At 41.9% G+C, this 12,878-nt stretch carries 11 protein-coding genes; 3 read left to right on the top strand and 8 right to left on the bottom strand.

Features of this window, described 5'->3' with window-relative positions:
• Window position 1 precedes the first annotated feature (1 nt).
• Both CXF81_RS09700 and CXF81_RS09695 read right to left on the bottom strand, forming a co-directional pair.
• On the bottom strand, window positions 2-1,009 hold the full coding sequence (locus CXF81_RS09700; RefSeq protein WP_101181167.1) for a serine/threonine dehydratase: 1,008 nt from the start codon (window positions 1,007-1,009) through the stop codon (window positions 2-4).
• A 128-nt stretch (window positions 1,010-1,137) separates the two neighbouring features.
• Window positions 1,138-3,363: a S9 family peptidase gene (locus CXF81_RS09695; protein ID WP_198556372.1), complete on the bottom strand. Its 2,226-nt coding sequence runs from the start codon at window positions 3,361-3,363 to the stop codon at window positions 1,138-1,140.
• 70 nt (window positions 3,364-3,433) lie between these two features.
• Here CXF81_RS09695 and CXF81_RS09690 point away from each other — a divergent pair, with 70 nt between their 5' ends.
• The 3 genes from CXF81_RS09690 to CXF81_RS09680 all read left to right on the top strand — a co-directional run bounded on the left by CXF81_RS09690 (window position 3,434) and on the right by CXF81_RS09680 (window position 5,196).
• Window positions 3,434-4,063: an NAD(P)H-binding protein gene (locus tag CXF81_RS09690; RefSeq protein WP_101181166.1), complete on the top strand. Its 630-nt coding sequence runs from the start codon at window positions 3,434-3,436 to the stop codon at window positions 4,061-4,063.
• 139 nt (window positions 4,064-4,202) lie between these two features.
• Window positions 4,203-4,571 (top strand): hypothetical protein, encoded by a 369-nt coding sequence (locus CXF81_RS09685; RefSeq protein ID WP_101181165.1) that lies wholly within the window; start codon window positions 4,203-4,205, stop codon window positions 4,569-4,571.
• 85 nt (window positions 4,572-4,656) lie between these two features.
• A complete protein-coding gene (locus CXF81_RS09680) occupies window positions 4,657-5,196 on the top strand; it encodes a YgjV family protein (RefSeq protein ID WP_101181164.1) in 540 nt (179 codons plus the stop codon).
• 137 nt (window positions 5,197-5,333) lie between these two features.
• Here the strand turns inward: CXF81_RS09680 and CXF81_RS09675 are convergent, their stop codons facing one another.
• The 6 genes from CXF81_RS09675 to CXF81_RS09650 all read right to left on the bottom strand — a co-directional run bounded on the left by CXF81_RS09675 (window position 5,334) and on the right by CXF81_RS09650 (window position 12,772).
• Window positions 5,334-6,566 (bottom strand): PAS domain-containing sensor histidine kinase, encoded by a 1,233-nt coding sequence (locus tag CXF81_RS09675; RefSeq protein ID WP_369828678.1) that lies wholly within the window; start codon window positions 6,564-6,566, stop codon window positions 5,334-5,336.
• A gap of 68 nt (window positions 6,567-6,634) precedes the next feature.
• The gene (locus CXF81_RS09670) at window positions 6,635-8,047 is read right to left on the bottom strand and encodes a sigma-54 dependent transcriptional regulator (protein ID WP_101181162.1); all 1,413 of its coding nucleotides are present in this window, start codon (window positions 8,045-8,047) and stop codon (window positions 6,635-6,637) included.
• 82 nt (window positions 8,048-8,129) lie between these two features.
• Window positions 8,130-9,335, bottom strand: a complete 1,206-nt coding sequence (locus CXF81_RS09665) for an ABC transporter permease (RefSeq protein ID WP_101181161.1) — start codon at window positions 9,333-9,335, stop codon at window positions 8,130-8,132.
• 8 nt (window positions 9,336-9,343) lie between these two features.
• Window positions 9,344-10,657, bottom strand: a complete 1,314-nt coding sequence (locus CXF81_RS09660; protein ID WP_101181160.1) for an ABC transporter permease — start codon at window positions 10,655-10,657, stop codon at window positions 9,344-9,346.
• Window position 10,658: 1 nt separating this feature from the next.
• Entirely contained in the window at window positions 10,659-11,390 is a 732-nt protein-coding gene (locus CXF81_RS09655) for an ABC transporter ATP-binding protein (protein WP_101181159.1), read from the bottom strand.
• A 125-nt stretch (window positions 11,391-11,515) separates the two neighbouring features.
• Entirely contained in the window at window positions 11,516-12,772 is a 1,257-nt protein-coding gene (locus tag CXF81_RS09650) for an efflux RND transporter periplasmic adaptor subunit (protein ID WP_101181158.1), read from the bottom strand.
• Window positions 12,773-12,878 lie beyond the last annotated feature (106 nt).

Raw genomic sequence — 12,878 nt, 5'->3', positions numbered from 1 at the left:
GTTAAGCATCTGGATTCATTATTGGGGGTTGTGTCAGATAATCCTGTTGCCATATTTTGAGCATTGATGCCTGACTGATATTACCTCCAGACAACAACACTAGCACCTTCTGGTTAGGTGGCTTATCATTTAACCAAGCTGCAACGGCAGCCATGGTCATAGCGCATGTCGGCTCTATATGTAACTTTAACAAATGATGTAGCCATTGAGTCCAATATGCTATCTGTTCTTCTTCTACTTCATAAAAATCATCAACGGTTTTCAATATTTCAAACGTATGCGGACCTATAGCCGGGGTCGCTGCGCCATCAGCTAATGTATTCGGTGTGCCGTTTAAGCGCTCAATTTTACCGCTTTGTAGACTCCGAGCAGCGTCATTTGCATTCAACGGCTCAGCACCGACGACTTCAGCATTGGGCAAACGCGCGTTTGTTGCAATAATAGCCCCAGATAATAAACCACCGCCGCCACAAGGAGCAAATACGGCATCAGGTTCAACCCCAGTCTCAGCAAGTTGCTGCAAAGCTTCCAATGTAACTGTGCCTTGACCTGCAATAATATCTGGGTGATTAAAAGGCGGTATCCATAGGGTTCCTTCCTCATGGCCCGCTTCCTCCACCGCTAAGTCAGCTTCTTCTCTGCTTGCAAATACCTTTATTTTTGCGCCATAAAACTTGGTTGCGGCAGCTTTAATTGGCGAAATAGTGTCGGCACAATAAATTGAAACTGGAATACCAAATTGCGCACACGCAAATGCAACTGCTTGCGCATGATTGCCTGATGAGTTAGCCACAACGCGCTGGGGCAATTCTCCTTGCTCATGTAACTTAGCTAGAATATTGGTTGCGCCGCGCAGTTTAAATGCTCCAGTTCGCTGCAAACACTCGGCTTTAAAATAAATTTGATGACCTAGCCAATGATTAAGTAAACGTGATTCAAATATTGGTGTCTGTTTTACTATATTACTAATCCGTTTTTGGGCTGCTTCTATATCAGCTATTGATACCATCTAATAAATATCCTTGTACGAAAACAAATTGGCTTAGTCCAGCCTTAGTCTAAACGTATCTTGTTTTGATTTGAAGGCGCATCGTAAAGCACATGTTTTTAGTGCCAATATTTTGTTAGTAAAAGTAGCTACTCGCCGGTATTGACGGGCTGCAAATGCTTATCAAAGAAGTTAGTAATTGTCTTATATAAATGAATTCCTGTATTTTTACCTCGAATACTATGCTTCTTGCCTGGGTAGTCCATTACCTCGAACGGCAACGCTAAGTCTTGCAAATGTTTATACAACATCGTGCTATGTGTAAATAATACATTGTCGTCAGCCATCCCATGGTAGATGAGTAAGTCACCTTTTAAATTCTTTGCGTATGGGAATACCGAAGAGTCAGTATAAGCTTGGTCATCAGTTTTTGGATTACCCATATAGCGTTCGGTATAATGAGTATCATACAAACGCCAATCTGTTACCGGTGCGCCTGCTACTCCGGCCGCAAAATAATCACCGCCTTTGAACATCGCCATTAGTGTCATATAGCCACCGTAGCTGTGACCATGGATGCCAATTCTTTGCGGATCTACATAATCTAATGTACGTAAAAACGTCACACCGGTTATTTGATCATCAACTTCAACAAAGCCCATTTTCTTAAATATAGGATCCTCAAAAGCTTTACCTCGGTTATAAGACCCGCGATTATCAAGGGTAAATACAACGTAACCTTTATTAACCCAGTACTGCATTAATAAACCACGATTATCACCCCAACTGTTAGTTACCATTTGTACATGAGGCCCACCATACAAATAAACAATAACCGGATGCTTACCTCTCAACTCTTTGGGTTTATAAAGACGATATTGCAGGTCACTGCCATCTTGTGCTTTTATGCTACCAAACTCAGGCTTAACCCAGTCGTCGGTAAAATTATATAGCGGGTGGTTTTGGTCTACTTTATTTTCGTCAAGCCAAGTGATCATGCTGCCGTCTGCGCCGTGCAGGCTGACTTGAGCGGGAGTGTTTGCAGTTGAATGTGAATCTACGTATACCGAAGCGTCTGAGCTGAATGTCGCACTATGGAATTGATCCGCTTTACTTAATCTAGTGATATCAGAGCCGTCCAGTGCCACCGAGTAGACGTGGCTTTCAAGCGGTGTGTCTTTGCGCCCTTGAAAATAAATGAGCCCTTTTGTCTCGTCAATTGCATTAATGCGCTCAACAACCCAGTCGCCTTTGGTGATTTGACGAACTAGTTCGCCATTGTTGCGATATAAGTAAACGTGTTTAAAGCCATCGCGTTCTGATGCCCATACAAAATGTTTATTATCTGATAAAAAATGCAAATCAAAATTCAAGTTAAGCCAAGTATTACTACTTTCTTGCAATAATATCTTTTGCTTGCCGTTATTAATATTAATGGCATTCAAGTTAAGAATTTGCTGATCGCGAGACTGCGTTTGGTAAGTGAGTGTTGATTCATTCATCCATTTAGCACGAGCTAGGTAAATATCTTTATTGTCGCCTAAATCTACCCAACGCACTTGACCGTTATCGAGGTTGGCGATGGCAAGTTCAATATGTACGTTATTTGTGCCAGCTTTGGGATATTTCTGCTCAATAGTACTAATGGAATCGGCATATATTTCCGAGCGCACAATATCATCCACGGGGCCTTCATCAACTTTGGTAAAAGCGATGTGTTTTTCATCCGTAGACCACCAATAGCCGGTCATGCGATTCATTTCTTCTTGCGCAACAAATTCCGCCATGCCATATTTAATATCGCCACCGCCTTTTGTTGTGACCGCTTGCTCTTTTCCTGTTTCTACATGCATAACATATAAATTTTGTTCACGAATATAGGAAATAAAATTTCCTTTGGGTGAAAACTTGATATCGGTTTCAAACGCATCTGTTTCCAATAGACGCTTGGCTTTCTTGTCACCAATTTTAAAGTAGTATACATCACCTGCTAATGGGAAAAGCAATGCACTGCCGTCGTGCGACCAATCATAAGTAATAATACCACTACCATAAACACGCATCCGCTCGCGGCGCGCTCTCTCCTCATCGGATAAAATTTCAGTCCCAGTATGTAAATCGTCTGAATCAAATAGAATTTGTGTTTTTCCGGTAGGGATGTGATATTCCCACAGGTCATAACGATTGTAATTGGCCGCTTTGCCTCTCAGGAAGGTCACTCGTTGACCATCTGGTGATATTTGGATATTTATTGGTGCACTGCCTGATAATGAGGGTGACTGATGAATGCGTTCAATGCTGAGGCTCTCCGCATTTGCATTTGAGGATAAGTTGAACCCAAATGCGCAAGCTAAAGTAATGATTAGTCTATTCATAATAAATTGATCTTCTTTTAGATTATTATTGTTTTAGCAAACAAAAAGGGTATCACAACCTAGGGGAAATATGACTGCAAAATACAAAGCTTTAGTGCTTGGCGCGTCAGGTTTAGTTGGCAAAGCGCTGGTAAATCAATTGTGCCAAGACGAACGTTATTCCCAAGTGACCTGTTTAGTGCGCTCGCCGTTGTCTAAAGTGCAGTACCATGACCCATTAAATAAAATCCAAGCTATTGTAATCGATTTTGAAGAGTTACAAGATTATCAAGGTTACTTTTCAGTTGAACATGTTTATTGTTGTCTAGGCACCACGATTAAACAGGCTGGCTCACAGTCCAATTTTCGGCGTGTCGATTTTCAGTTTGTGCATGTTGCAGCCCAATTGACCAGAGCGCAGCGTGCTAAAAGCTTTGTTTGGATTTCCTCGGTTGGTGCTAATGCTAAAAGTAGAAGTTTTTATTTAAAAGTTAAAGGTGAATTAGAGAATGCTATACTTCGAATGCCGCAATTAGACAACGCAGCGGCTGTCCGACCCAGTTTTTTACTAGGACATCGAGCCCAAAAACGTACGGCAGAAAGTGTAGGTATTAACATCGTTAAATTACTTTCTCCAATCATGCTTGGATCTTTGGCTAAATATCGGCCTGTAAGTGCAAATCAAGTAGCTTATCAGATGACACAACTTCAAGTTTTCTGAAATAGGACTGGTGGTGTACAAAGATAATTATTATACTCGCGCCGAATTTTAGCTAAAGTTAATCTTAGTTTGCATTGATAACCTAAATAGGGACATACTGATTATGTCCCTTTTATGAAGTTTTCGGAGGCAATTCATTATGGCTACAGCTATTCCAACAGATGTTGAAACACTGATAGAAAATATAAGAATTGAGCAGTTTTGGTGGGACGGGGTGCAAATTAAAATCCCTTTTCATTGTGTGTACGCATGCATTCCCAATCCAGTAGCTGATGAATGGAAGCGGATCAAAGGCGTTAGCGTGCCTTTGATCCGTGTCGACAAGTATCTAATCCCGCTTTGGGATCCTTTTCATCAAAATATGTCTGGTATGCCGAAGTTGGCAATTGTCATATCGCATCATAAGGGTAATCAGTTTGGATTATTTGCTTATCCGGCTGACCATATGGATGAACATATTATACTGTCATACGACGAATGGTTTGAAACTCAATCTTCGTTCCAATAACGTTTTATTGCCTACTCTATATGCTTCTAGCTGTGTTTCTGGTTCTACCCTGACAGTGGGTTAACAAGTAATTTACGGAGAACACATGCTACCAGTAGCAGAAATTTTTGGCGCAATAGCCGTTGTTTTTAATTTTATTGGGTACCGACAAAGCGATATCAATCGATATCGCTTTATATCTGCTATCGCGCTTCTAAGCGTTAGCATTCATTTCTTTTTGCTAGGTGCAATGGCTGCAGGGGTCGGCTGTATGCTCGCCTGTATTCGTAATATTGTTGCTACTAAATATCGCGGTTTAACGGTACTAATCATCTTTGTTATGGCTAATTTAGGTTTCTTCTTTTTTGAACTATTTTGGCTCGATCATAGTTGGACGATTATAATTGCGTATGCGTCATCGCTTATTTTTACGGTAGGTTCAATTTCGTTGACGAGTGCGAAGAGAATCCGTCAATGGTTTATTTTGGCTGAAGTTTTGGGTTTAATTTACGCAATTATGGTTGGCAGTATATTCGGTACGATATTTAATATTACTAATCTACTCAGTATCTTTTATACCCTTTATCAAGATGCAGCTACCGAAAAGAAAGACTTGGCTGTAAAGACGACTCTACCAAAGGAATAATTAGCAGTTTTGAGCAAAAAAACACTGCATTGAGCTGGGCTGATACGAAATTTGGGATCTAATTATTTAGATCCCTTTTTATTTTTACAATTAGACATATAGATACAATCTAAAAATATGTTAGCTTAACGTAGTTTTTATCCAGACTGGGAAGGCAGCACAACTCTAACAACCAATCCACCCTCATCTCTGTTATATAATGCTATTTGGCCATGATGAGCGTCGGTGATTTCCCGGCATAAAGCGAGACCTAAGCCACTTCCCGATGCCTTGGTTGAATAGAATGGGATGAGTGCGCTTGCCATCACTGTGTCTGACATGCCCTTTCCTTTGTCCATCACCATTATGCAAGAATCAGTTTTGCGTTGCGCTAGCAAAATACTCACATCTTCGGGGTTTGAGCCCGACTCATGTGCATTTTTTAATAAATTGATAAGTAACTGCTCAAGCTGCACTGGGTCAGCGTGAATCGTCTGGTCAGGTTCGGATAAGTCAACGAATTGCCATTGTGAAGCTAGCTCACTAAGTAAGTTAGTCCAATCATTGGCTTGAATTTTAGGTTCCGGAAGTTTGGCGAATTTACCATAGCCCTGCACAAAGTCACTCAGATGTTTGATACGTTCATCAATCGTCGAAAATACTCTTGCTAAACGAGCTTCTTCGAGGTTTTCACTGAGTATTTTACCACTGTGTAGCATCGACGAAATTGGGCCTAAGGAGTTATTCAGTTCATGGCTGATCACGCGAATCACTTTTTTCCAAACGGCCACTTCTTGTCGGCTTAGTTCACGCGTCATTTGTTTTAGAATGAAAAGTGTATGTGCTTGATTGTTTAAGGTGAAACTGCCAGTCGACATATACCAAGTTTGAGGCTCATTATCGTCAACAGCAAGTGTAAATAAACCTTCTTTTCTATCCGATATGGCAGCTCCAGCACCTTTCGGCGCTGTGTTTAATAGATTATCGATAAGCTTGCCATCTATGCCTATTGGACAATTGAAGAATCGCCTTGCGGCTATATTGCTGAAAATTACTTGTTGTTGATCATTGACTAAAAACAGCACTTCAGGGGAACTTTGAGTTACTTTGTCTAACAATAACTCGCGTTGATAAAGCCAGTGTTTTTCTGACCTCAGTTTCAAGGCAGTGTCATTATATAGCTCACAAAGCTTGCCCAGTTCATCCTTATTTTGATATGCCAAGGTTGTCGCGTATTCGCCATCCTTCAGGTTCAGTAACCCCAGTTCTAAAGCCGACAAGCCTTCTCGAATATCGCGTAAAAAATACCTTGTTAACAGTAAACTCAGGACAACAATACCAAACGCAGCAAGCAGGGCTTGGTCAAAATCTACGAGTTCTAACAAAAACAAAGGTAGCGTGCATATTGCACTGATTGTTCCAACAATAAGAAGGATACGAGAGAGCACGTTTGAGAACACTAGTATGCAATGCCGAGTTTATCTAAACGTCGATACAAAGCTTGTCTGCTCAATCCAAATTGCCTAGCAACCCGAGCGACAACACCCTGATGTTGGCGCATGGCGGTCTCCAGTTCGTCCTTTGTTGGTTCTGCTGCAGGGGTTTGATTTGGCAAACTTAAGTTTTGAGGTCCTTGCATGCCTCGCGCTGAAGAATCGTCCTCAGAGCTTGATGCTGGAATTGAAGTAGAACCTATATTTAGTTTCTCCGAAAACGCAAAGTCTTTGGCTTCAATAACACCTTCAGGTGAAAGCACTGCGACCCGCTTGCAGGTATTTTCAAGTTCACGAACATTACCCTGCCAAACATGTTCAATTAACTCTTTTTCCGCACTTAGACTGAGCTCACGATTGGGGAGAAAGTGATTTACTAGTGGCATGATGTCATCAACTCTTTGATTCAAGGGGGGCACTTGCAGTTCGATGACATTTAATCGATAGTACAAATCTTCACGAAACTTCCCTGCCGCAATGGCGTCTTGCAAATTGCTGTTAGTCGCTGAAATCACTCGTACATCAATTTTGATTGTGCTGCTGGAGCCTAAGCGTTGAAATTCGCCTGTTTGCAGTACTCGCAATAATTTGGTTTGACCTGAGTAAGGTAAGTTGCCAATTTCATCCAAAAATAGCGTTCCACCATTTGCCGCTTCAAATAAGCCTATACGTTTTTTATTCGCGCCTGTGTAAGCTCCGGCTTCGGCTCCAAACAATTCAGCTTCTATTAAGTCGGCCGGCAATGCACCACAGTTTATTTTAATAAAAGCTTGTTTGGCTAAGGGAGAGTTTGCTTGTATAACTTCAGCTATTTTTTCTTTTCCGCTACCGTTAGCGCCGGTTATAAGAACCGATATATCCGATTTTGACACTTGAACCGCCATGTCTATAACGCGCTGCATAGCTGAACTGGCATAAATTAGCCCGACAGTATCAGCCGCATTTTGTGTATCTACAGTTTCTTTTTGCTGACGCTCAAGTTTTTCGCTGGCCCTGTTAGCTTTACCTAAAGCAACCAAATTAACGATAGTATTGACTAGCTTTTGATCATCCCAAGGTTTGGCGATGTAATCAACCGCGCCTGCTTTGACCAACTCAATTGCTTGTTCGAGGTCGGTCCAAGCAGTTATTAATATGACTGGCAGGTGCGGGTTAAGCTCGCGCATTTGATAGAACAAGTTTTTGCCTTCTTCGCCAGATGTAGTGTCGCCTGTAAAGTTCATGTCTTGAATAACTAGCGACACACGTAACTGATTAACGTAATGCAATGCTTGCTCTGGCGAGGTCGTTGTGACCACGTCATAGCCATGAATTTCTAGCAGTAGTGACAAGGCTTGCAGCACCGCTGGTGTGTCGTCAACAATTAATATCTTGTCCATTTTCCACTCATTGCTTGAATCTGTTGCGTCGTTTTTATGTGATAAAAAATTGGTCTTTCGATTAGCGTATCAACATCCATGATCAAATACTACGGGTTGCGATACTTGGCGAGATATTCGCTGCTTTATTGGCTGGCATTAGCACCGACAACAAGCTAATAGCGATTACAAATAAGGCGGTAGAAAGGATATACATATTGTCTAATGCTGGTATCGAATAGTGCTGCAGTAGCACTCGGCCCAGAAAAAAAGCACCGATAGAACCGATGGTAACGCCGACACTACATATCATCGCATTCTCAACTAAAAAGTAGTTGATGATAGCTGACTTTCTCGCCCCTAAGGCACGGCGAGTGCCAATCTGTTTAGTGCGTTTGTTGATGTTGAAAACGGTTAATCCGAAAATACCTAATGCAGTTACTAGTAACAATACAATAATTAACACCATTAACATGCGCAGCATAAGTGTATCAGATGCATTATATTCTGCTTTTTTCACATCCATTGCGTTCAGTCCAATAATCACACGCTTGCTGTGATCTTCTAGCATTAAATCTTCGATCTGACGCATAATAGCTGCGCGCTGCTTGGTCTGGGTTCTAACAATAATATGTTGAAATGTTGATGCGCTAACAAAGGGTATTATAGCGACATTGTCAGGCTTGCTGTCTTGTAACCAAGGGCCTTTCATAAGTTCCACGATACCCACTATTTTTAGAGGGTCGCTGCCAAAATAAACGGTTTGACCTAAGGCATCACCTTTAGGAAACAGCTCTTTTGCTAGCGTTCGCGTTACTATCACGACTAGTGGGAAGACGCCTCTGGTTTGAGATACGATGACTTCGTCCGCTCTGAAATTACGCCCTTGTGATACGCTAATGCCTAATATATTGAGTGCGTTCTCATCCGCTTGATAGTAGGCAGCTCTTACATCAGGGCCGCGCTCGCTGGCAGGTGCTAAGCTCAAGCCAGTGGCCGAACCACTTCCTGATAATGGAGAGGCATTGAATAGTCCTGCATTTTCCACTCCTGGAATGTTTCTTAGCATGGTTTCTGTTTCTTCAAATTTTTGTGAAAGATCCAGATTAGGGTCAAATGACTTGACGGTAAAACTGAATATTTCGTCTTCCGGGTAGCCAGTCTCTTGTGACAGATAATCGATTCGGTCATTGATAATAAAAGCAGCATTACTGACGATCGCTGTTGTCAGTGCAATTTGAATCAACAACATCACAGCGCCGGCTTTAGAACGAAGTAGGGCATTAAATACAGGTTTAATTTCTAACATGGAAGCCTCTATTGTGTTTTTAAATAAATGGCAGGTTGTGTTCTACACACTAACCACGCTGGGTAGATACCTGCTAAAATGCAGGCGCTAATGGCAATAGCGGGAGCGGCTAACAACATCTTGATATCCATGGTCGCAAGTGAAGCATATTCGTTACTGGTGAATCGCACGCCCCACAAACCGAGTTGGGCAATCCCGATGCCGATAACGCCACCTAGCAATCCCAACATTGATACTTCAACCAAATGCTGTATAAAAATTTGGCGTTTACTTGCACCAAGTGCTCTGCGAACACCGACTTCAGGTGCACGCCTTAAAAACTTACCTAATAATAGTCCTAAGATATTTGCCAAACAAACGGCTAAAAATAAGAAACTGAGGCCGACTAACACTTTGTTGTCTGCAGATACCACCTTGTTGTATTGCATCCATTCGTTTACGTCTTTTAGATTGAATTGAGGAATTTTACGTTCGAATCTACTCTTGGTTCCTTGCTCTACAAGGTATGCCTGTATGTAATCTCTATAGTTTTGAAGCTCTTCTGCTGTATTTAGTTCTACCCAAAACTGTAGCCAAAACAATTCAGATTGAAGGCGCTCTTGGAAAGTATTGATTTCCTCATATTTCCAACCGTTAGTGTTTCCCATATTCTGAATTTCCAATGGAGCAATGAGTGTTATCGGCATGAATATTGACTCAGGTGAATTGAACGCCCCGTTATTCAGATCGTAGTATTTTGTATGGATGCGCCATTGCTTGGTTACACCAACTATCCGAAAAGCGGTGTCGTCTAAATAAATTTGTTTGCCAACTGAGTTTTCACCACCAAATAAACGGTCGTTTGTTTCCTCATCTATTACCACCACTGGTGTTGCTGCTGCTTCTTGCTCGCTTGTCCAAGCTCCGCCATATAAGAAAGCGAGCTCAAACATTGTAAAGAAATCATGGCCAATGATACGAGTACTGGCTAAAAAGGGCTTAACCTCTTGATTATTCATGTGCACAGTAAACAGAGCGCGTACAGAGGCTGTTTTGCTTTCTGGTGTGTCAGCATTGTGCAGCGCCATCGCATCTTTATAGGTTAGCTGCAATGGCACATCGTCTTCTGTCCACCAATTATTACCGTCGTCTGTCGTGTTTAACTGCACGGAAAATAATTTGTCACTTTTATGCGGAATGGGGTCCATCGACATCATGTGATAAACCGACAAACTGGTCATGGTGACGCCTATACCAACGGCTATTGCTAATATCATTAGCATTGAAACCAATGGGGTGCGCTTCATGCTGCGCCAGCTTAAGTCAATGTAATGTAAAAACATGTTACGCCTCGATAGCAGGTTGACCTGCTTTTGCAGCAATCTCGTCCATCGCCTTGTTTTGATAAAGAGTAAAGTCAGCAAGTTGGCCATCGACGACTTGAATGTTGCGAGGTGCACGGCGTGCTAGCTCAGAATCATGCGTTACCATAATAATGGTTGAGCCTTCACGGTTAATCTCTTCTAGCAGCTCCATGACTTGGCGTGCCATTAAACTATCTAGGTTGCCTGTTGGTTCATCGGCTAGTAAAAATCTTGGTTTACCAGCCAAGGCTCTGGCAATCGCGACGCGCTGCTGTTGTCCACCTGATAGTTGTTGCGGCAGGTGTTTTGCTCTGCTGGCCAAGCCGACTTTTTCTAAACATTCTTCAATACGGCGTTTGCGTTCTGCTGATTTAATACCCCGATAACGCAATGGAACTTCAATGTTTTCGTATAAATTTAAGTCTGGAATAAGGTTAAAACCTTGGAATATAAAGCCAATTTTTTGATTTCTTAAGTCAGCACGCTGATTGTCAGACAAGGTTCCTACGTTTACGTCGTCAAGCATAAAGTCGCCACCAGTGAAAGGTTCTAGCATACCAGCGATATTTAAAAAGGTGGTTTTCCCTGAACCTGATGGGCCAGTAACTGCTATGAATTCACCTTCATCAACGTTTAAATTGAAGTCACGTAAGGCGTGTGTTTGGACTTTTTCAGTTTGGTAAACCTTACTGATATTTTTCATGCTTAACATACACGTTTTCCTTTATAGTGTTGCATTCTAATAGGCCATTTTTTGATTAGTCTTACCGGCATATTTATAGTTAAATTGGTTAATTGCATGTCGTTGTAATTCCGCAGTCCTTAATTCAGGAGTGACTAATTTAGCAGCACCTTGTCGATATCAATGAACTCGTCATAATTAGAGATGATAATTTCGTCATTAGGGTTTAAACCAGCGAGTACTTCAATCTCTAGCATACTGGTGGCGCCTAATTGAATATCTATTTTGGTTGCTATATCGCCCTCTAACTTGAAGGCAACAAAACCACCTGAATTGATAAAACTGCCGCGACGTACTTTTACCACATTGGTTTTGTTTTCGAGTAAAACACGTGCTGACACTTGTTGATTTTGACGAATACCGTCTAATGCCTGTTGGTCGAAACGAACGCGAGTGCTTACTTGGCGATTTTTTACTTCTGGCGAAATAGCGGATAATTTGCCCATAACCTTTTTACCCGAAATGGTGATTTCCGTTTGCATCCCTATTGCGAGTTCGTTGGCGTAGCTTTCCGCGACATTCAATTCAACTTCATAAGCGCTTAAATCAACCAACGTCATTAGTGCATCGTTTTTGCTTACCAAAGCACGAGGCTGCACAAGTAAATTGCCTACTACACCGTTAACCGACGCTAGAATATCAAGCTGATAAATTTTGCGTTCTAACTCTTCAACCACTAAAGCTTGGCGTGACACTGTGCTTTTGGCGCTTTTAAGTTCAAAGACCAAACGGTCTTTTGCAATTGCCACTTCTTCTTTTGCGTGCTTTTGGGTTAGTTCGGCTCTAGCAAGATCATCCACAGCTTTCTCAAAATCGATTTGACTAATAAGGTTATTTTTCATTGAAGCATGAGCGCGTCGATTTTCACGTTGTGCGGCTTCTAAGTCGACCTGAGCCAGATCTAATTGTTTGGTTAACTGCAACTTCTGACTGCGAGCATCTAGCTCTTGGCGGGCAAGTTCGCCTCGTAATCTGTCCATTTCAGAACGTTGTTGCTTAAGCTGGTTGTCTAATTCGGGGCTGTCCAAAATAGCCACTATTTGACCGATAGTAACTTCATCACCAGCTTTAACATTAAGCTTCACAAAGCCTTGTTCGGGGCTATAAATTTGTGGCGCGTTGGCTGCAACAATGCGTCCATTGGACATAATGTCTCGAACTAAATCACCGATTTCGACTCTTGCTAGCTGCACTGAAGCGCGATCAATTGAGCGACTGGCAGAAGGTGAAGTCAACGATGCATAGGCAGTAAAAGCGATGACGAGTAATATAATCAAAAATATGACTAGATTACGTTTGTTGTTGTTTTTAGCTTCAACCACAGTGTCGGTTGCACTTGTGTCCTTAATCATATTGAACGGTCCAGCTGTTTTGGCCACTAAAATAAGATTCGGCAATACTTAGCATGCCAGCCAGTAGCAGGATGCAAATGGGTGATAAGAACAAGTAAATAGCTAA

The sequence above is a fragment of the Glaciecola sp. 33A genome (genome assembly GCF_002836745.1).
In the GTDB taxonomy this organism is placed as follows: domain Bacteria; phylum Pseudomonadota; class Gammaproteobacteria; order Enterobacterales; family Alteromonadaceae; genus Glaciecola.
The sequence above is the reverse complement of the archived record's forward strand: the minus strand, read 5'-3'. Positions and strand labels throughout refer to the sequence as shown.